We start from the raw sequence: 19,039 nt of genomic DNA on the forward strand, positions 1-19,039 counted from the left end.
TGCCCGCCTTTCGTCATCCGCCGCCGGACTCGCGCTGGTAACCGTTGCGCACACGTCTTCCCCCGTTCACCCGTCTGGGTAAGGATGCCTGCGTGACCTCGCTCCGACGCAGACGAACCGTGCCGGCCACCCTCGCCGGTGCGGTGGCCGTCTCCCTTGCCGCCACGTTCGCCCCCGCCGCGCTGGCCGTGCCCAGCCCGGACGCGGTGATCTCCGAGGTTTACGGCGGCGGCGGCAACTCCGGTGCCGCCCTGACCACGGACTTCATCGAGCTGGCGACCGCCAACGCCGCGATTTCCCTGGACGGCTGGAGCGTGCAGTACCTGCCCGCGTCGGCGAACCCGTCCAGCCAGTGGCAGGTGACCCCGCTCAGCGGAACCCTGCCGTCCGGCGGCCGGTACCTGGTCGCGCAGGCGAGCGGGGCCGGGGGCACCACCCAGCTGCCGTCCGCCGACGCCACCGGCACCATCGCGCTCGCCGCGACCGCGGGCACGGTCGCCCTGGTCACCAGCACCGAGCGGCTGACCTGCCGCACGGTCGCCGACTGCGGTGCCGACCCCCGCATCCGCGACCTGGTCGGCTACGGCTCGGCCGTGGTCCGCGAAGGCACCGCCGCTCCGGCGACCGCGAACGGGACCTCCTCGGCACGCGCCAGCCTCGCCGACACCGACGACAACGCGGCCGACTTCGCCACCGGCGAGCCGACCCCGGTGAACACCAAGGGGGAGACCCCTGGCGGCAACGACCCCGGCGTTTCCGCGCGGATCCACGACATCCAGGGCACCAAGCGCCTTTCGCCGTTCGACGGCAAGCGGGTCAAGGACGTCACCGGCGTGGTCACCGCGCTGCGCACCTTCGGCAGCGCGCGCGGTTTCTGGCTCACCGACCCGAATCCGGACACCGACCCGCGCACCAGCGAGGGCCTGTTCGTCTTCACCGGCAGTGCCACGCCCGCGGTCAAGGTCGGCGACGCGGTGACCGCGACCGGCACGGTCAAGGAGTTCTACCCGGACAACCCGGCGAGCTCGAACCACCAGTCGCTGACCGAGCTGACCAGTGCACAGTGGACGGTCGACTCCAGCGGAAACGCCCTGCCCGCGCCGACGACCGCCGGGCCGGACACCGTGCCGGGCGAGCTGGTCGCGCAGCCGGGTGGCACCATCGAGGGCCTCGAACTCGAACCGGCCAGGTACTCGCTGGACTTCTGGGAAGCCCACGAGAGCGAGATCGTGCAGGTCTCGGACACGCGGATCGTCGGGCGCAGCACCGAGTACAACGAGCTGTACGTGACCACGAAGCCCCAGGAGCACGCGACCGTCCGCGGTGGCAGCGCCTACCTCGGCTACGACCGGCCGAACACCGGCGTGCTGAAGATCGAATCGCTGATCCCGTTCGCCGAGCGGCCGTTCCCGCGGGCCAACACCGGTGACGTGCTGACCGGCCTGACCGCCGGCCCGGTGGAGTACGACAGCTTCGGCGGCTACACGCTCTTCGCCACCGTGCTCGGTGAGGTCAAGGACAACGGCCTGGTCCGCGAGACCACGCGCAAGCAGCGCACCGGTGAGCTGGCCGTGGCGACCTACAACGTGGAGAACCTGTCCGCGGCCGACGAGCAGGCGAAGTTCGACGCGCTGGCCGACGGCGTCGTCGAGCACCTGGCCTCGCCGGACATCGTGACGCTGGAGGAGATCCAGGACAACAACGGCGCCGCCGCCGAGGGTGACGGCGTGGTCGCCGCCGACCAGACGCTCAAGCGGTTCACCGACGCGATCCTGCAGGCGGGCGGCCCGCGTTACGAATGGCGCCAGATCGACCCGCGGGACGTCAGCGACGGCGGTGAGCCGGGCGGCAACATCCGCGTCGGCTTCCTCTTCAACCCGGCTCGCGTGTCCTTTGTGGACCGGCCAGGCGGCGACGCGACCACTCCGGTGGACGTGGAGAAGGAGCGCGGCAAGGCCAAGCTGACCGTCTCACCGGGACGGGTCGTCCCGTCCAACCCCGCGTGGACGAATAGCCGGAAGCCGCTGGCGGGCGAGTTCGTCTTCCAAGGCCGCAAGGTTTTCGTGGTGGCCAACCACTTCGCCTCCAAGGGCGGTGACCAGCCGACGCACGGCCGGTTCCAGCCGCCCGCGCGGACCTCGGAGGTCCAGCGGCTCCAGCAGGCGCAGGCGCTTCGCGGGTTCGTCGACCAACTGCTGGCCGTGGACAGCAACGCCAACGTGGTGGTCGCCGGTGACCTGAACGACTTCCCGTTCTCGCCGACCGTGCAGACGCTGACCGCGGGTGGCGCGCTCAAGGCGCTGATCGACACGCTGCCGGAGAACGAGCGGTACAGCTACGTGTACGAGGGCAACTCGCAGGTGCTCGACCACATCCTGGCGTCGAAGGCCCCGCGTGGCGTCGACTACGACGTGGTGCACATCAACGCCGAGTTCGCCGAGCAGGCCAGCGACCACGACCCGCAGCTGGTCCGGTTCCGGCCGGGCACGGGGAACGCCGTGCAGGACGGCCTCTTCGACCTGCTCGACTGGCTCGAGCAGCTCCTCTCCAAGAAGCCGGGTGTCTAGCGGGAGCGCCAGCCCAGCTTCAGGATCGCCTGCACCAAGTCCTGGTACGCGGCGCGGACCTCTTCCAGGTAGCGGTCGAGGTACGCGCCGCGGGCCGACGGGCTCGGTTCCGGGCCGGCGCCCGTTTCCAGCCAGGACAGGCGGGAGACGTTGTCCTCGGCCATGCGCCACCAGCGGTTGACGCGCTCGATCGTCTGCGCCTCGCGTTCCTTCGCCGCGGCGACCGCCTGGTGCGCGTCGGCCAGCACGTGCTCCAGTTCGTCGGCCCTGGCCAGCTCCCACGTGCGGAGGTTCTCCTCCGCGCCGCGGGCCAGGCCGATGATCTCCTTGTACCGCATGGCGGCGCTGGTCATGGGCGCACCTGCTCCGGATCGGGGTGGTGGAAGGGGATCAGCACTTCGGGGCTGGCGTGGGTGGTGCGGTCGAAGAACAACGCGCGCCCGGGCCGCGGCGACCAGTGCACCACCTGACCGGCGCAGAACGGGCTCAGCTCGCTGCCCTGCACGTCCAGCGCCGCCCAGGCGCCGATGTCGTCGGTACCGGCGAAGCCGAGCGTGTCCTTGAGCCTGGCGATCGCCCGCCACCAGCCGATCGTGTGGAAACCCGAGCCGGGACCCTGCTTCAGCAGCACCCGGAAGTGGTCCAGCCCGCTCTTGAGCACGCCCGGCGCCTTGGCCTCCAGCGCGGGCAGTGCGGCTTCGGCGCCGTAGAGCAGCAGCACGCGTTGCCTATCCACAGTGGACAGCTGCTCGGTGTATTCGGCCAGTTTGCCGGGCAGGTCGGCCCCGGCGATCGTGGTGACCTCGTGCCCGTCACCGGCCAGCTTCTTGCACAGCGCGTCGACCGACGGCTGGCAGCGGTCCACCAGGTTGCACACCAGGAATTCGACCTGCCCCGGGGCGTACTGCTGCGCCAGCGAGCGAGCACAGGAGTCCATGATGGACAGTGCTTCGCGGATCGCCGTGCCGAGCACCGCGAAGTTCCGGCCCGGGGTGGGGGACAGCTCCACGCCGTGTGCCGCGTTGTGCACGTCGATGGTCTGCCCGACCAGCGTGCGCGGCCGCATGCCCACGCCCAGTTGCTTGAATTCCTCGTTCTCCTCCAGCCTCGGGGAGATGGCACCGTCGAACAGCCGGGGTTCGGCGTTGCTGGCGAAGCGTTCCCACAACTGGCGCTGCAGTTTCGGGAAGACGTCCTTCGTGGAGGCGTCCGGCACGTGGGCGAGCTGGTTCCCGTGCGACACGCCCGAATCGTGGTTGACCACCGCGTGCCAGCGTGGCGCGGAGACGGCCGCTTCGTTGGTCTCGGACAGCACCCGGCGCGCCTTCGGCATCGCGATGCGCAGTGTGCACTGCTCGAAGATGGCCGGTTTGCCCCAGAACGCCTCGATGCCCGCGACGTCCTGACTGGCCAGCACCAGGTGGATGCCTTGCGACCGGCCACGCCGCGCGATGTCCTCGAGCAGTGAGGTCGCCTGAGCGGTCACCGTGTCCCGGCCGGCGAAGAGGTACTGGAACTCGTCGATCACCGCGACGATCCGCGGCCAGTGCCCGTGCGGATCCTGTTCCCGCAGGTCGGCGAGGTTGGTCACCTCGTGGTCCTTGGCCGCGGCCGAGCGCCGCCGCAGCTCGTCGGCGAGGAAGCGCAGCAGGGCCAGGCCGAACTCGCGGTCGGTGTTGACGTTCACCCCGACGAGCCGCGCGTGCGGCAGCCAGCTGGCGTCCTTGCGCCCCGGCGCCAGCCCGGCGAACGACACGCCCTCCTTGAAGTCGAGCAGGTAGAGCGCCAGCTCGTCGGGGGAGTACCGCGCGGCGAGGCTGCCGAGCAGCGCGTAGAGGAAGTTGGTCTTGCCCGAGCCGCTGGGACCGCCGATCAGCGCGTGCGGGCTGGCGTCGCCGATCACCACTTCGACCGGGTCGCCCTCGTAGAACCCGACCGGGGCACGCAGTTCGTGTGCCGAGCGCTCCTGGCCGAACTCCCCGGGCAGCAGGTCGGCGAACGAGCGCGGACCGCCCTGCTTCTGGATCAGCGCTTCGGCGAGCCGGGTCGCGGCCGTGCTGACCTGGCTGGACGGCAGCGGCGGGTCCAGCGACACCACCAGATCGGTGCCGGTCATGCTGGTGATCGCGCGGCGTTCGTCGATCAGGCTGATGTTCTCCACCGAACCACCGAGCGTGGTCGGCACGTCCACCAGTACCAGTGAGATCCCGGCGGACAGCGCACTGCTGGCCACCCGGCGCAGGTCGCGCAGGCGCTCGGACTGCAGCTCCTCGCCGTTGCCGAAGAGCACCGCGATCCGCCACGGCTCCAGTCGCTTGCCGGTGGCCAGGCGCATCGCGCGCAGGGAGGTGTGCCCGCCCTGCATGGTGTGCGCGTGGATGCGGCGGATGTGCCCGGCGAGCTCGTCGAGCAGGTCCTGCAGGCGGGTCGGGTCGCAGACGTTGAGCGCGCCGGTGCGGCTGAGCGGGTAGAGGTTCGGCAGCACCGCGGTGAGCTGGCCGACGTCCCACAGGTGCACCCGCACCGCACCCGGTTCGAAGGTGGACAGCACGCGCATCAGCAGGTTCTCCACCAGCGCGTCCACCGTGGGCCGGGTTTTCGGGGCCGAGGTGATCGACAGGTGGGACTCGTCGAGCAGCGGCACGGCCACGTCGAAGGTCTGCGCCACCCCGGTGGTCTTGCTGTCCACAGTGGACGTGCCGATCCGCCACAGCTCCGGCACCGAGGTGCCGGGGTTGGCGCTGACCCGGCCGAGCCAGTGCCCCGGCGGGTCACCGGCCGGTCCGGGCGCGGCCCGGCCGACGATTTCGCGCAGCGTGTTCGGGCCCTCGGCCCAGTCGGCGTAGAACTGACCGCGGACGGTGTGCAGCCAGTTGACCACGTCGGCCATACCCGGCTGCCGAGCGCGTTCGGCGATGGCTTCGTCCGCGCCCGCCCGCTCGATGCCGGCGCGGACGATCATCCGCTCCAGTTCGAGCTTGGCGAGATCGGCCTCGGCCTCCTGCCGGGCACCGGCCGCGGCGCCGAGCGCCAGGCCGAGGTGGCGGCGGAGCTGGTCGAGTGCCGCCGTCACGCGTCCGCGTTGCTCGCTGCGCTTGCTCATCCCCGCCGCCTCACTACAGCATGGCCAGATACGTGCCCAGCGCCTCGTCCGCCCCGGCGATCCGGGCCTTGTGCGTGTCGAGCTGATCGGCCGCCTGGGACAGCTGCGGCGGGATCCAGGGATCCGCCTGCGCCTGCGGGTCGACGATCGCGCGGCGCGCCTCGTTGAGCAATTCGGCCGCCCGATCGAGGTGCGCCACCGCGTCGGCCGCGGCGGCCCGTACCGACGTCAGCCGTTCGTGGAGTTCGGAGACCGACATCGGCGGGCTTAGAGCCGGGCCGAGTACGAGTCGGCGGCGGAAATGGCGGCCTGGATCGTGCTCTGCGTGCCGGTGATGCCCTGCAGTGCCTCGGCGAACATGCCGTGGGCCTGGCCGACTTCGGGCTGGGTGCTGCCCGAAGTCGCCTGCGCCAGCGAAAGCTGGGCTTCTTCGAGCGCTTGGGCGGCCTGCTGGAGAGCGGCGACGCTGGCCGACGCCTTCTCCTTGGAAAGCGCGATTCCTGCGCGGATCTCATCCACTCCGGGCATGGGGCTGCGGACTCCTCGAACGATCGTTGGTGCGTGGTTGTGCCCGGCCGCCGGCGGTGGTGCCCGGCCGCGGCCCGGAACGGGCCAAGCCCCGGACGAGGTGCTGTCCGGGGCCGGTGGTCGGCCCGAACACTAGTGGCCGCGCGCCCGGACGCAGAACCGATCCCCCCGCAAGATCCATCTGGTGCCAGTATTACCGTCGGCGCCCTTCGCGCCCGGGTGGGACGCGGTGGGCGGCATGCGGCCGCGCGAGATCGTGGCCTCATCTACTGACTCCAACGAGTGGCAGCACTAGTTTCGTTGCAGTATGCGGGCCGAAAGCGCGCCTGAGCATCAGGCGAACGGGTAGGACGCGGTAGAGCGCGCTCACGCACAGCGAAAACCCCGGGCAGATGGCCTACCCGGGGCTTCGCAGTTGGCGGAGGATACGGGATTCGAACCCGTGAGGGCTTTTACACCCAACACGATTTCCAATCGTGCGCCTTAGGCCGCTCGGCCAATCCTCCGCCGAGAAGGCTACAGGACCCCCGCTCCGGCCCGGATGCGGGGTCTGAGCTGGGCGAACATCGTCAGAAGGTCGGGCAGCCGACCAGGTCGCGGGTGGTGGCGTCGCTGCCGACGACGCGCAGGTCGCCCCACAGGCCGGTGGTCACCGTGGTGCAGCTCAGCTGGTCTAGCGCGGTTTCCGGCAGGTCCGCCAGCGGGACCGGCAGGAACACGGTGAGCAGGTCGTTGTAGGCCACCTTCGACGACCTCGGGACGGCGGAGTCCAAGCCGCGGCGCCGTTCCTCGTCGTTGGGGCCGCTGACCAGTGCACGCAGGGTGCTTTCGGGACTGGCCACGCCCGGGGTCGTACGGGTGATCGGGTAGATGCGTCCGTCGAGGAGGAAATAAAGGGTCATTTCGGTTTGGTTCCTCCCGGGGAACGCGGGTGCCGGACCAGCGGAAATCACCCCGTCGGTGGGTCGCACACCACAGGCGGTGAGCAGCAGGACCAGCATCAGCGGCAGGATCCGTTTCACCGCGCCACCTCCGTGAACCGGGGCAGGTGCAGAGTGAAGCGCGCGCCGCCTTCCGGCCGGTTTTCCGCGTGGATGCCACCGCCGTGCATCCGGGCGTTCTCCAGCGCGATGGCCAGCCCGAGGCCGCTGCCGTCGGACCGCGCGCGGGCGCTGTCGGCCTTGTAGAACCGCTCGAACACGTGCGGGAGCACGGCCGGATCGATGCCGGGGCCGTGGTCGGACACCTCCACCAGCACCATCGCGGCGTCCGCGCGCAGCTTCACCTCGACCGGGGGACCGCCGTGCCGCAGCGCGTTGCCGACCAGGTTCGCCACGATCACGTCCAGCCGCCGCCGGTCCACCATGGCGCCGATGCCTTCGGGCAGCTCGGTCACCAGATCGGGGCTGTCCCGCCAGCCGCGCGCGGCCAGGCTGTCGCCGATCGCGGTGGCCAGGTCCCAGTCGTCGAGCCGCAGGTCCGCGCGGTCGGTGTCGAAGCGGGAGATCTCGATCAGGTCCTGCACCAGCCGCGCGAGCTTGCGCGTCTCCTCCGAGACCAGGCGCGCGGCGACGGCGGTGTCCGGCGGCAGCTGGCCGGCGTCCTCGTCCAGTACGCCGGTCACCGCGCTCATCGCGGTCAGCGGGGTGCGCAGCTCGTGGGACACGTCGGCGACGAACCGGCGGGCCGCGGCCTCCATCTGCCGCAGCTCACCGACGGTCCGGTCCAGCGCGACCGCGGTCTCGTTGAAGGTGTTGACCAGATCGGCGAGTTCGTCGGACCCGCGGGCGCGCAGGCGGGTGTCCAGCTTGCCCTCGGCCAGCCGCCGTGCGGCGACGTTGAGCTGGCGGACCGGGCGCAGCACCCCGCGGGCGGCGAGCAGCGCGAGCGCGGCGGCCAGCGGGAACACCAGCGCGACGGTCAGCCAGGCCCACTGCGCCAGTTCCTCGATGGCGCGCTGCTCGTCGGACAGCGACATCGACGCGTACACCTCGATGCCGGTCGGCCGGGTGGCGCCGGTGGCGTCGGGGGCCAGCACCGGCATGCCGACGTAGAACATCGGCACCTCGTCAACCAGCACGCGCTGGAACTCGATGTGGTCGTTGCCTTGGAGCGAATCCCGCAGTTCCCGGGGCACCGAGCTGAGCGGCAGCCCGCGACCCGATGAGGCGCTGTCCTCGAAGGTGACCAGGGTCGACCCGGTGAGCTTGCCCGCGAGCTGTTCCAGGTCGGCCTGCCCCGGCGGCACGGACAACTGCGGCAGGGTCTCGGTGACCTGGCGCTTGATCTCGTTCATGAAGTCGTCCTGCGCGCTGCCGAGCATGGTGTTGCGGGCGGAGACGTAGCTCGCGCCGCTGGCCGCCGCCGCGCCGAGCACGGTGGCCAGCGCGAACGCCGCCAGCAGGCGGGGCCGCAGCCCGGAGAGCCACTGCCACGGCCGGTTCCGGGTCATGGGCGGGCGAACCGGTACCCGAACCCGCGCACGGTTTCGACGTGACGCGGGCTCGCCGGTACCCGCTCGATCTTCGCGCGCAGGCGCTGCACGCAGGCGTCCACCAGCCGCGAGTCGCCCAGGTAGTCGTGCTCCCACACCGCTTCGAGGATCTGCTGGCGGCTGAGCACGCGGCCGGGGGTGCGGGAGAGTTCGAGCAGCAGTTTCAGCTCGGTCGGGGTCAGCGGCACCGGCTCACCGCGCAGGGTGACCACCAGGCCGGTGCGGTCGATCACCAGCTCACCGTACTGCTCGGTGTCGCTCTGCTGCTCGCTGACCGCCCGCCGCAGCACCGCGCGGATGCGGGCGTCGAGCACGCGGGGTTCGACCGGTTTGACCACGTAGTCGTCGGCACCGGCTTCGAGCCCGGCCACCACGTCGAAGTCGTGGCTGCGCGCGGTGAGCATGATGATCGGGGTGTCGCCGTCGGCGCGGATGCGGCGGCAGGTCTCGAAGCCGTCGATACCGGGCAGCATCAGGTCGAGCACGACGATGTCGGGCCGGTGCTCGCGCAACCGGTCGAGCCCCTGCTCGCCGGATTCGGCGGCGTGCACGACGTGCCCCTGGCGGCGCAGGGCCAGCCCGAGGCCCTCGCGCACGGCGCGGTCGTCCTCCACCAGTAAGACCATGGCCACCCGGTCATTAAACCGACGGGGGCCGGTCCCCGCGATCCGCGCCTGCCTTTGTGGCAAAACCATGACATTACCCGGACGAGACCGCGAAACAGCGCGGCGACCATGGGATTCATGCAGGTCAGTCTGGTTCTGGAAAACTCGGTCGGCCCGGCGTCTGCGTCCATGTCCGTGGACGAGGCGCCCGCCCGCCCGGCACGTCGTGGACGGCGCCGCCGCCGGATCGCCACGACCCCGCTCGCGGGCGCGTTCGGCTGCGTGCTCGCGTTCGCCTACACCTACTGGTTCTTCGTGCTGACCGAGAGCGGGCAGCGCGTGGAGGACACCGCGCTGCTCGCCGGTCGTCCGTCCACAACGGACTCCGTGGCCGGGTTGCTGCGCGACGTCGACTTCGTGCCGCTGCTCGGGGTGACCGCGGTGGTGCTGCCGCTGCTCGCGCTGGCCAGGCGCCGGTACGCGCTGGCCGGTGGCGCGCTGGTCACGCTGCTCGGCTCGCTGGCGGCGGCGCAGTTGCTCAAACTCGCCGTGCTGCCGCGACCTCGGCTGGGCGACAGCGACGGCGCGCCGGGCCACAACAGCTTCCCGAGCGGGCACGTGACCGCGGCGATCGCCGTGCTGCTGGCCACCATGCTGGTGCTGCCACGCCGGTACCGGGTGTGGGCCGCCATCCCGGGTGCGGTCGTCGTGGCCTGGGTGGCCGCGTCCACCGTGGTGCTCGGCTGGCACCGGCTGAGCGACACGCTCGGCGCGGTGTTCCTGGTCAGCGCGTTGTGCTGCCTGGCGATCGCCTTCCGCGGCACCCGGCGCCCGACCTCGTTCCCGGCCACGGCCACCGTGCTGGTGGCGCCGGTGCTGGTGGCGGGCGCCGGGTACCTGGCGACCACCGCGGGGGCCGACGGCGGCGGGGTGCTGGTGGTGGCCGTGGTGATGGCCGTGCTGTCCTCGGTCGTCATGGTGGGGCTGGTGACCTGGCTGATGCTCGGCGAGCGGCACCGGGTCCAACGGCCCTAGTGGACCGCCCCGCTTCCCGGCACGGTGTCGACATGGGGGAAGTCGCGGCGGTGAGGACGGGTGGAACCGGGATGCTCGACTCGTTCGGCCAGGAGGTGCTCAACCGGGCCCAGTCGCTCGAGCTGCTGGGCACGGCCGGGCTCGGGCGGGTGGTGTTCACCGATCGCGGCATGCCCGCGGTGCAGCCGGTCCGGTTCGTCCTCGACGAGCACGCGGTCCGCTTCCACGTGCCGTCCACGAGCGTGCTGGCGGCCGCCGCCCGCGGGAACGTGCTGGCCTTCGAGGCGGATTCGCTGACCGCGGACCTGGGCGAAGGCTGGTGGGTCACCGTGCTGGGGCACGCCAACCCGCACGAGCTGACCGGCGGGGAGTGCGTGGTGCGGATTTCCCTCGAAGTGGTGGCGGGGCGCCGGTTGCGAGTGGGCCAGTAACGAACAGGGTGCCGAAGTCGACCACTCTGGCGAAAGCTCCCCCTGCCGGACGGGACTGGTGCGCGCCCAGTGAACGACCACGGCGCCCAGCACATGCTGGACGCGGTCATCAGCATCGCCCACGGCGCGAGCGTGCCCGAGATCCTCGACCGGGTGGCCGGCGCCGCGTGCGAGCTGACCGGTGCGCCCGAAGGGGTGGTGCGGCGCACCGGCGCGGCCGCGCCGGATGCCGCGGGCGAGCTGGTGGTGCCGATCGACGTCCGTGGTGAGCGCTTCGGCGAAGTCCGGCTCCGCGGCAAGGAATTCACCGACGCCGACGCCGACCGCGTCCGCACCCTGCTCACCGCGGCCGGCGGATCGATCGGCAACGCGGCGCTGTACGAGCAGGCCGAGCAACGCGAACGCTGGCTGCGCGCCTCGAACGACGTCACCTCCGCGCTGCTCGCCGGTGAGGATCCCGAGGCCACGCTGCGGTTGATCGCCGAACGCGCGCGGCTGGTGGCCGGCGCGACAGCGGGCGGCATCGCGCGCCCGGTCGACGAGACGGCCGCCGTGCTCGTGTTCGAGGTGGTCGAACCACCGGGTCCGGACGCCGACCGGCTGACCGGGCTGACCGTGCCCACCGAGGGCACCGCCACCGGGATCGCCTTCACCAGCGGGGAACCCGTGGTGGTGCGCCGCTACGGCGACCACGTCACCGTGCAGCAGTCCGGGTCCGGGCGGGACCTGCCGCCGGTGGTCGCCGATCTGGACTCGGCGGTGGCCGTGCCGTTGCGCGTCGGCGGTGAGTCGCTCGGTGTGCTGGTGGTGGCGAAACTGCGCGACGAAGTGCGGTTCACCGACATCGAGGTCCGGCTCGCGCTGACCTTCGGCGCGCACGCCGCGGTGGCCATGGAGTTCGCCAGGGCCGAGCAGGACCGGCAGCGCCTCGCCGTGCTGGAGGACCGCGACCGCATCGCGCGCGACCTGCACGACCTGGTGATCCAGCGGTTGTTCGCGATCGCGCTCGGCCTGGAATCGACCGGCCTGCTGCTCGACGAGCCGCGCGTGGCCGGGCAGCTGCGGCGGTTCGTCGACGACCTGGACGCCACCATCACCGAGGTCCGCAACAGCATCTTCGCCCTGCAACAGCCCGCGGAAGGCCTGCGGACGCGGATCTCGCAGGCCTGCGCCGAGGCGGAGGGCAGCCTCGGGTTCGCGCCCCGCGTCGGCTTCACCGGCGCGGTGGACGCCGCCGTGCCGTCCGCGGTGGAGGCCGATCTGTTCGCCACGTTGCGAGAAGCGCTGTCGAACGCGGCACGGCACAGCAAGGCGACGAAGGTGTCGGTGAACGTCGCCGTCGACGCGCAGGGCCGGGGCCTGCGGTTGACGGTGGTGGACAACGGCATCGGCATGCCCGCGGCACCGGCCAGGCGCAGCGGGCTGACCAACCTGACCGCGCGCGCCGAGCGGTGGCAGGGCAGTTGTGCGGTACGGGGCGGGCCCGATGGCGGGACGACCCTCGACTGGGTGATCCGGCTCCCGGAGGTCCGATGACGGTTTCGGTTTTTCTGCTGGACGACCACGAACTGGTCCGCACCGGCCTGCGCACGGTCCTGGAGGCCCACGGCCTGGTGGTCTGCGGTGAGGCGTCGACCGCGGCCGAGGCGCTGATCCGGATCCCGGCGGCCCTGCCGGACGTGGCGATCCTCGACGTGCGCCTGCCCGACGGTGAGGGCATTTCGGTGTGCCGCGAGATCCGCGCCTCGATGGAACCACCGCCCGCCTGCCTGATGCTCACCTCGTTCTCCGACGACGAGGCGTTGTTCGGCGCGATCATGGCCGGGGCGGCCGGATACATGCTCAAGCAGGTTTCGGGTGGCGATCTGGTCAACGCCGTCCGCACGGTCGCCTCGGGCGGCTCACTGCTGGACGCGCACCTGACCGCGTCGGTGATGAGCCGCCTCCGCGGCGACGACGGCCCGGCCGACCCGGGATATGCCCAGCTCAGCCCGCAGGAACGGCGGGTACTGGAGCTGATCGCGGCCGGGCTGACCAACCGCCAGATCGCCGGACGGCTCGGGCTCGCGGAGAAGACGATCAAGAACTACGTATCGTCGTTGCTGCACAAACTCGGGTTCGAACGCCGGACGGAGGCCGCGGTGTATGCCACCAAACGCAGGCGGTCCCACCCCTGACCGCGACACCTACCGCACGGTCGCCGCGGCCGGGGTGCACGAGATCGAGGTGCGCCGGTCGCGGTTCCTCTGCGCGCTGGCGCCCGTCGACTCGGCGGAGGCCGCGCGCGAGGTGATCGCCGAGCGCCGCCGTGCGGAACCGGCGGCGCGCCACCACTGCCACGCGTTCGTGCTCGACCCGGACGGCCGCACCCAGCGCTCCAGCGACGACGGCGAACCGGCGGGCACCGCGGGCACGCCGATGCTCGAGGTGCTGCGGCGGCGCGGGCTGACCGGGACCGTCGCCGTGGTGAGCCGTCACTTCGGCGGCGTGCTGCTCGGCGCGGGCGGGCTGATCCGGGCGTACGGCCAGGCGGTCGCCGACGCGCTCGACGTCGTCGGCACGGTCGAGTACCGGCGGCTGAACCTGCTGCGCGTGAGCGTGGACTACGGCCGCGCGGGCCGGGTCGAGGGCGAGCTGCATGCGTCGAAGTACCGGGTCACCGGCACTTCCTACGACGACGCCGCCCGGTTCGAGGTCGGCGTGCGCCCGGACCAGGTGGCCGATTTCCGCGCCTGGCTGGCGGATCTGACCGGTGGCAGCGCGGCGGTCGAGGCGAGCGGCGAGGACTGGGTCCGCGGAAAAGTCTGAGATTTCCGCGGTATCCGGTGTATCTGGCGGCCGCCGCCGCGCCTCCTTGATTCCGTGGTGCTCGCGGTAGGGCCGTTGGACCCGGACCGGAATGGGGCATGGGGCCCTGGCCGGTCAGCCGCGGACATTGAAAGCTGGGAGCGATCCTCGGCTAGCAGGGGAGAGCGCCGATGAGAAAAGTGATCCAGGTCGAAGACATACCCATGTACCTGCGCACGCTCGCCGTGCTCGCGGTACTGCTCACCGCTTCGGTGCACGCGCCGTCTGGCTGGCGCTCCACCGGGGGACCCGTGGCGGTTGTGGTCGTTCCGGCCCAGTCGACGGGGGTGCTCGGCGAGCAGAGCGGGCCGGACGCCGAGCGGACCGGCAACCCGCTGGGCCGCTCCGTCGCGCACTGACCACCGAGGCTGGCTTAATGCGGCACAACGCCCCGGGAACTCCATCGGTCGCCGACCGGGTGCTGGACGTGCTCGACGCGTTCAGCGCGGAGCGCCCCGAACTGACCCTGTCCGAGCTGAGCAGGCGTACCGGCCTGCCCCTGTCCACCACCCACCGCATCGTCGGCGGGCTGGTCCGGCGTGGTGCGCTGGAGCGCGCCGACTCCGGGCGATACCGGGTCGGCCTGTGGTTGTGGGAGGTGGCTTCGCTGGCACCGCACGGCCTCGGCCTGCGCGACACCGCGATGCCCTTCCTGGAGGACCTGCACGAGGCCACCCGGCAGAACGTGCAACTGGCCGTGCTGGACGCACCCGACGTGGTCTACCTGGAACGGCTTTCCGGGCACACCCCGGTGCCGTCACGGGCCGGCGGGCGGCTGCCCGCGCACGCCACCGGTGTCGGGCTGGCGCTGCTCGCGCACGCCCCGGCCAACGTGGCCGAGCGGGTGCTCGCGCGGCCGATGAAGCGGTTCACCGACAAGACGATCGCGTCGCCGGAGCGGCTGCGGCGGGTGCTCGCCGACGTCCGCCGCGACGGCATCGCGATCAGCGACGGCCAGATCGAACTGGTGGGGCTTTCCGTCGCCGCACCCGTGTTCGGCGCCGAGGACACCGCGGTCGCGGCGATCTCGGTGGCGGTCCCGGCGACCGGGACCGATCCGCGCACGCTGGTGCCGGCGGTGCGAGCGGCGGCCCGGGGGATTTCCCGCACCCTGGGCGCGCCGCGCGCCAAACGCATGGGGTTGGCGGTCGGGGGCAGGGGCTGAGCTGGTCAACCCAGGGTTGACGATAAGCAATCGTCAACTTATGGTTGACGCATGGACAACCCCGTCAAGCTCGACACGATGATCGAGCTCATCAAGAACCAGCACCCCGGCGCCGACCCGTTGCAGCACCTGTCCGAGGCGGTGCTCGCCGCCGACCACCTGGGGGAGGTGGCCGACCACCTGATCGGCCACTTCGTCGACCAGGCGCGGCGCTCCGGCGCGTCCTGGACCGACATCGGGCGCAGCATGGGCGTGAGCAAGCAGGCCGTGCAGAAACGGTTCGTGCCCAAGGAAAGCGACGGGCAGTCGCTGGCCGAGGTGATGCAGTCGTTCGCCCGCTACACCGATCGCGCGCGGCAGGCCGTGGTCGGCTCGCAGCAGGTCGCGCTCGCCGCCGGGAACGCCCGCATCGAACCGGAACACCTGCTGGTCGCGTTGCTCAGCGATCCGGCGAACCTGGCCACGAAAACCGTGGTGGCACTGGGAGCTTCGCCGGACGAGCTGCGCGCGCGGCTGGTCGCCTCGTTCGAGCCCGCCGCGGAAACCGTGCCGGAGCAAGCCACGATCAGCGCGCGTGGGCGCAAACTCTTCGAACTGACCTCGCGGGAAGCCTTGCGGCTCGGGCACAACTACGTCGGTGCGGAGCACTTCCTGTTGAGCCTGCTGGAACTCGGTGAAGGTCGCGCGGTGGAAGTGCTCACCGAAGCGGGCATCACCAAGGAGGAGGTGGAAGCCGAGATCAGTCGGGTGCTGGCACAGATTCTGGCTCAGCGGCCCGCTTCCGGTACCTGAGGTCGACCAGCCAGGCGTAGAGGACCGACGGTGCCGCGATGAGCACCGCGTCACCCCAGGTCGCGGTCACCGTGCTCTGGTCGGGAATCGGGGCCCCGCCCGCCAGCACCATGGTGGCGATGTTGTTCACCGCGTGCAGCCCGATCGCCGCCTCCAGGCCGCCGGTGCGCACGGTGAGCCAGCACAGGATCAACGCGAACACGAACAACTCGGCGATGATCGGCATCGAGGTGTAGCCGTGCGTCGCCACGAAGGCCGCCGAGCTGAGCACCGCGCCCGGCCACGGCGTGCGCAGCCAGGCGCCGAAGGCCTGTAGCAACCAGCCGCGGAAGACGTACTCCTCGGCCGCGGCCTGGAACGGCACCAGCAGCAGGGTGAGCGCCACGATCGACAGGTAGGCGGGCAGGCCGGGCCAGCCGCTGCCGTCCCAGCCGGCGCCGAGCAGCAGGTCGACCACGGTCGCCGCGGCGAAGGCGGCCACCGCCCAGCCGGCGCACTCGGCCAGCCACCGCCAGCGCAGCCGACCGTCCACACTGGACACCGTGCCGGCCGGTCGGCGCTCACCGAAGCGGGCGGCGGCGAAGGCGGCGGGCAGGGTGACCGCGAGGGCGCCGAAGCTCAGCACCATTTCCCAGAGCTGGTCGGTGCTGGTGACCAGGGCGTCCGCGAGTGCGGTGAACACGGCGAGGCAGGCGAAGGCGACCGCGACGAGCACCGCCGCGCCGAGCAGTGGCCGCCACCAGCGGTAGGCCGGGCCACGGGTCTGGAGGTGGTAGCTCACCCGGGGCAACTTACCCGCTAGTGGAAAACCGGCTGTTACGCAAGGTTCCTTCGCTCATGCTGTCGAGTGAGTTGGAACTTTCGAAGGGTGTTAATGATTTACCAACAGTGCTTACGCTGCGTGTCATCCCCCGGGGAGGCAAGGGGGCAGCGAGAAGGAGATGCGGATGAAGGCACGTTCTCTGGTCGTGGGCCTGCTCACCGGCGCGGCCTGCGCGGTGGCCGCGGTGGCCGGCGCGACACCGGCCGGTGCCGATGTCACCCCGTTCATCGTCGGCGGGAACGACGCCGACCAGGAGTACTCGTGGATGGTCTCGCTGCAGGAAGGCGGGAACCACTTCTGCGGTGGTTCGCTGATCTCCCCGGAATGGGTGCTGACCGCCGCGCACTGCGTCCAGGGCTCCTCGGCCGACTCGATCAGCGCGCGGATCGGCAGCAACGACCGCACCTCCGGTGGTGAGGAAGCACAGGCCGCCGAGGTCGTCGTGCACCCGGACTACACCGGCACCGGGGCGGGCGGGGACATCGCGCTGGTGAAGCTGTCCGCGCCGGCCGGCTCGGCGCCGGTCTCGCTGGGCACCACCACCGACGCCGGCACCCAGACCCGCCTGCTCGGCTGGGGCCAGACCTGCCCCGAGCGCGGTGGCTGTGACGCGCCGGTGCAGTTGCAGCAGCTGGACACCCAGGTCGTCGCCGCGGACCAGTGCACCGGCATCGACGGCAGCCTGGAGCTGTGCACCGACAACCCGGGCGGCGACGCGGGCGCCTGCTACGGCGACTCGGGCGGCCCGCAGGTCGTCTCGGCGGGTGGCAAGTACGAGCTGATCGGCGTCACCAGCCGCACCGGCAACGGCGACCCGACCTGCGCCACCGGCCCGTCCATCTACACCTCGGTCCCGGCCTACGCGACCTGGATCGCCCAAACCGCCGGCTGACCCCTCGGCCAGATGCTATGAGTGGGGCATTACTTGCGTTGATTGCAAGTAATGCCCCATTCATAGCGTTCGAGGTGTCACGAATGTGGGACTCGGCTGCCTGAACGTGGGGTTCGGCTGCACGAACGTGGGACTCGCCCGGGATGCACCGGGAGCCGGGCGAGTCCCACGTTCAGGTAGCTGAGTCCCGCATTCCTGCAGCTGAACCCCGCACTCGCGGCATCAGACTGGACACGAATGTGGCTTTGGGGGCCGAATTCGCCCCCAAAGCCACATTCGTGACATGGGCTGAGGGGTTAGGCCGGGTGTTCTGGGCGGTCGTCGGTGGCCCATTCGGTGTGGAACGAGCCTTCGCGGTCCACCCGGCGGTAGGTGTGGGCGCCGAAGTAGTCCCGCTGGCCTTGGATCAGGGCGGCGGGCAGGCGTTCCGCGCGCAGGCCGTCGTAGTAGGCCAGTGAGGTGGCGAAGCCCGGTGCCGGGATGCCCAGGCGCGTGGCCGTCGAGACCACCGAGCGCCAGGCGTCCTGCGCGTCTTCGACGGCCTTGCGGAACAGGCCCGCGGTGAGCAGCGTCGGCAGCTCGGTCTCCGAGGCGTACGCGGCCCGGATGTCGTCCAGGAACTTGGCGCGGATGATGCAGCCGTCCCGCCAGATCGTGGCGATCTGCCCCAGGTCGATGTCCCAGCCGTACTCCGTGCTCCCGGCCTGGATCTGGTTGAACCCCTGCGCGTACGCCACCACCTTCGACGCGTACAGCGCCTGCTCCACGTCGTCGGCGAAGCGTTCGGCTTCCGCGCCGGTCAGCTTCGCGCGCGACGGGCCGGCCAGGCCGCGTGCGGAGGCGCGCAGGCCGGCGTGGCCCGAGAGCGAGCGCGCGAAGGTGGCTTCGGCGATGCCGCTGATCGGCACCCCGAGGTCCAGCCCGATCTGCACGGTCCAGCGCCCGGTGCCCTTCTGCTCGGCCTGGTCGGCGACCACGTCCACGAACGGCTTGCCGGTCGCCGCGTCGGTGTGGGCGAGCACCTGCGCGGTGATTTCGATCAGGTAGGAGTCGAGCCGCCCGGTGTTCCAGGTGCGGAAGACCTCGGCGATCTGCGCCGGCTCGTAGCCCGCGGCGCCGCGCAGCAGGTCGAACGATTCGGCGATCAGCTGCATGTCGGCGTATTCGATGCCGTTGTGCACCATCTTCACGAAGTGCCCGGCACCGTCCGGCCCGATGTGCGCGCAGCACGGCGTGCCGTCGACCTTCGCGGAGATGTCCTCCAGCAGCGGCCCCAGCGATTCGTAGGACTCCCGCGAGCCACCCGGCATGATGCTCGGGCCGTGCAGCGCGCCCTCCTCACCACCGGAGACACCGGTGCCGACGAAGTGCAGCCCGCGCTCGCGCAGGTCGGCTTCACGGCGGCGCGTGTCGGCGAAGTGCGCGTTGCCCGCGTCCACGATCACGTCGCCCTTTTCCAGCAGCGGCGCGAATTCCTCGATCACCGCGTCGGTCGGCGCACCGGCCTTCACCATGATCACCACCTGGCGCGGGCGTTCCAGCGAGTCGACGAACTCCTGCGCCGAGTACGCCGGGACGAACTCGCCCTCCGAGCCGAACTGCTCCACCAGGTCCCGCGTGCGCTGCTCGGAGCGGTTGTGCAGGGCCACCGTGTGCCCGTGCCGGGCCAGGTTCCGGGCCAGGTTGCGGCCCATCACCGCCAGGCCGGTGACCCCGATGCTCGCCTTCTTGGTCATGTGCCGCCTTCCGTATCGATC

Annotated in this window: 19 protein-coding genes and 1 tRNA gene; 10 read left to right on the forward strand and 10 right to left on the reverse strand. The window is 71.3% G+C overall.

Annotation, left to right across the window (positions count from 1 at the left end; genetic code table 11):
- Nucleotides 1-119 precede the first annotated feature (119 nt).
- Entirely contained in the window at nucleotides 120-2,567 is a 2,448-nt protein-coding gene (locus L3Q67_RS12730; protein ID WP_499191514.1) for a DUF8508 domain-containing protein, read from the forward strand.
- Here the strand turns inward: L3Q67_RS12730 and L3Q67_RS12735 are convergent.
- From L3Q67_RS12735 to L3Q67_RS12770, 8 genes are all read right to left on the reverse strand, one after another.
- Nucleotides 2,564-2,920, reverse strand: a complete 357-nt coding sequence (locus tag L3Q67_RS12735; protein WP_423580967.1) for a hypothetical protein — start codon at nucleotides 2,918-2,920, stop codon at nucleotides 2,564-2,566. The two genes, L3Q67_RS12730 and L3Q67_RS12735, sit on opposite strands and share 4 nt — an antisense overlap.
- Nucleotides 2,917-5,670, reverse strand: coding sequence for an FtsK/SpoIIIE domain-containing protein (locus L3Q67_RS12740; RefSeq protein ID WP_499189702.1), 2,754 nt, complete (start codon nucleotides 5,668-5,670; stop codon nucleotides 2,917-2,919). The genes L3Q67_RS12735 and L3Q67_RS12740 overlap by 4 nt, the downstream gene beginning before the upstream one ends.
- 13 nt (nucleotides 5,671-5,683) lie before the next feature.
- Nucleotides 5,684-5,929, reverse strand: a complete 246-nt coding sequence (locus L3Q67_RS12745) for a hypothetical protein (protein WP_209663105.1) — start codon at nucleotides 5,927-5,929, stop codon at nucleotides 5,684-5,686.
- Nucleotides 5,930-5,937: 8 nt separating this feature from the next.
- On the reverse strand, nucleotides 5,938-6,198 hold the full coding sequence (locus L3Q67_RS12750; protein ID WP_395905512.1) for a hypothetical protein: 261 nt from the start codon (nucleotides 6,196-6,198) through the stop codon (nucleotides 5,938-5,940).
- A gap of 416 nt (nucleotides 6,199-6,614) precedes the next feature.
- Nucleotides 6,615-6,704, reverse strand: a tRNA-Ser gene (locus L3Q67_RS12755).
- A gap of 63 nt (nucleotides 6,705-6,767) precedes the next feature.
- Complete coding sequence (locus L3Q67_RS12760) at nucleotides 6,768-7,220, reverse strand: hypothetical protein (protein WP_499189703.1); 453 nt, start codon at nucleotides 7,218-7,220, stop codon at nucleotides 6,768-6,770.
- Nucleotides 7,217-8,650 carry a sensor histidine kinase family protein gene (locus L3Q67_RS12765; RefSeq protein ID WP_499189704.1) on the reverse strand — a complete coding sequence of 478 codons (1,434 nt, stop codon included), beginning with the start codon at nucleotides 8,648-8,650 and terminating at the stop codon, nucleotides 7,217-7,219. Before L3Q67_RS12765 ends, L3Q67_RS12760 begins: the two co-directional genes overlap by 4 nt.
- Nucleotides 8,647-9,324, reverse strand: a complete 678-nt coding sequence (locus L3Q67_RS12770; protein WP_499189705.1) for an MtrA family response regulator transcription factor — start codon at nucleotides 9,322-9,324, stop codon at nucleotides 8,647-8,649. Before L3Q67_RS12770 ends, L3Q67_RS12765 begins: the two co-directional genes overlap by 4 nt.
- A 111-nt stretch (nucleotides 9,325-9,435) precedes the next feature.
- On the opposite strand from L3Q67_RS12770, the gene L3Q67_RS12775 reads away from it, so the two are divergent.
- The 8 genes from L3Q67_RS12775 to L3Q67_RS12810 all read left to right on the forward strand — a co-directional run bounded on the left by L3Q67_RS12775 (nucleotide 9,436) and on the right by L3Q67_RS12810 (nucleotide 15,567).
- Entirely contained in the window at nucleotides 9,436-10,332 is an 897-nt protein-coding gene (locus L3Q67_RS12775) for a phosphatase PAP2 family protein (protein WP_499189706.1), read from the forward strand.
- A 32-nt stretch (nucleotides 10,333-10,364) separates the two neighbouring features.
- The gene (locus L3Q67_RS12780; protein ID WP_499189707.1) at nucleotides 10,365-10,763 is read left to right on the forward strand and encodes a pyridoxamine 5'-phosphate oxidase family protein; all 399 of its coding nucleotides are present in this window, start codon (nucleotides 10,365-10,367) and stop codon (nucleotides 10,761-10,763) included.
- A gap of 69 nt (nucleotides 10,764-10,832) precedes the next feature.
- The gene (locus tag L3Q67_RS12785; protein ID WP_499189708.1) at nucleotides 10,833-12,299 is read left to right on the forward strand and encodes a GAF domain-containing sensor histidine kinase; all 1,467 of its coding nucleotides are present in this window, start codon (nucleotides 10,833-10,835) and stop codon (nucleotides 12,297-12,299) included.
- Nucleotides 12,296-12,940, forward strand: coding sequence for a transcriptional regulator (locus L3Q67_RS12790; protein ID WP_499189709.1), 645 nt, complete (start codon nucleotides 12,296-12,298; stop codon nucleotides 12,938-12,940). The genes L3Q67_RS12785 and L3Q67_RS12790 overlap by 4 nt, the downstream gene beginning before the upstream one ends.
- Nucleotides 12,909-13,571 (forward strand): IMPACT family protein, encoded by a 663-nt coding sequence (locus tag L3Q67_RS12795; protein WP_499189710.1) that lies wholly within the window; start codon nucleotides 12,909-12,911, stop codon nucleotides 13,569-13,571. The genes L3Q67_RS12790 and L3Q67_RS12795 overlap by 32 nt, the downstream gene beginning before the upstream one ends.
- 170 nt (nucleotides 13,572-13,741) lie before the next feature.
- On the forward strand, nucleotides 13,742-13,969 hold the full coding sequence (locus tag L3Q67_RS12800) for a hypothetical protein (protein ID WP_209663097.1): 228 nt from the start codon (nucleotides 13,742-13,744) through the stop codon (nucleotides 13,967-13,969).
- A gap of 17 nt (nucleotides 13,970-13,986) precedes the next feature.
- Nucleotides 13,987-14,775 carry an IclR family transcriptional regulator gene (locus L3Q67_RS12805; protein ID WP_499189711.1) on the forward strand — a complete coding sequence of 263 codons (789 nt, stop codon included), beginning with the start codon at nucleotides 13,987-13,989 and terminating at the stop codon, nucleotides 14,773-14,775.
- A 51-nt stretch (nucleotides 14,776-14,826) separates the two neighbouring features.
- On the forward strand, nucleotides 14,827-15,567 hold the full coding sequence (locus L3Q67_RS12810) for a Clp protease N-terminal domain-containing protein (protein WP_499189712.1): 741 nt from the start codon (nucleotides 14,827-14,829) through the stop codon (nucleotides 15,565-15,567).
- Here L3Q67_RS12810 and L3Q67_RS12815 read toward each other — a convergent pair.
- Nucleotides 15,515-16,348: a CPBP family intramembrane glutamic endopeptidase gene (locus L3Q67_RS12815; protein ID WP_499189713.1), complete on the reverse strand. Its 834-nt coding sequence runs from the start codon at nucleotides 16,346-16,348 to the stop codon at nucleotides 15,515-15,517. The genes L3Q67_RS12810 and L3Q67_RS12815 overlap by 53 nt on opposite strands.
- Before the next feature lie 166 nt (nucleotides 16,349-16,514).
- Here L3Q67_RS12815 and L3Q67_RS12820 point away from each other — a divergent pair, with 166 nt between their 5' ends.
- Entirely contained in the window at nucleotides 16,515-17,282 is a 768-nt protein-coding gene (locus tag L3Q67_RS12820; RefSeq protein WP_499189714.1) for a S1 family peptidase, read from the forward strand.
- A 296-nt stretch (nucleotides 17,283-17,578) separates the two neighbouring features.
- Here the strand turns inward: L3Q67_RS12820 and gnd are convergent, their stop codons facing one another.
- Nucleotides 17,579-19,018: an NADP(+)-dependent, decarboxylating phosphogluconate dehydrogenase gene (gene gnd / locus L3Q67_RS12825; protein ID WP_499189715.1), complete on the reverse strand. Its 1,440-nt coding sequence runs from the start codon at nucleotides 19,016-19,018 to the stop codon at nucleotides 17,579-17,581.
- Nucleotides 19,019-19,039: the final 21 nt, after the last annotated feature.

Origin of the sequence: Saccharothrix sp. AJ9571 (genome assembly GCF_021725495.1) — a bacterium.
Lineage (GTDB): Bacteria > Actinomycetota > Actinomycetes > Mycobacteriales > Pseudonocardiaceae > Amycolatopsis > Amycolatopsis magusensis.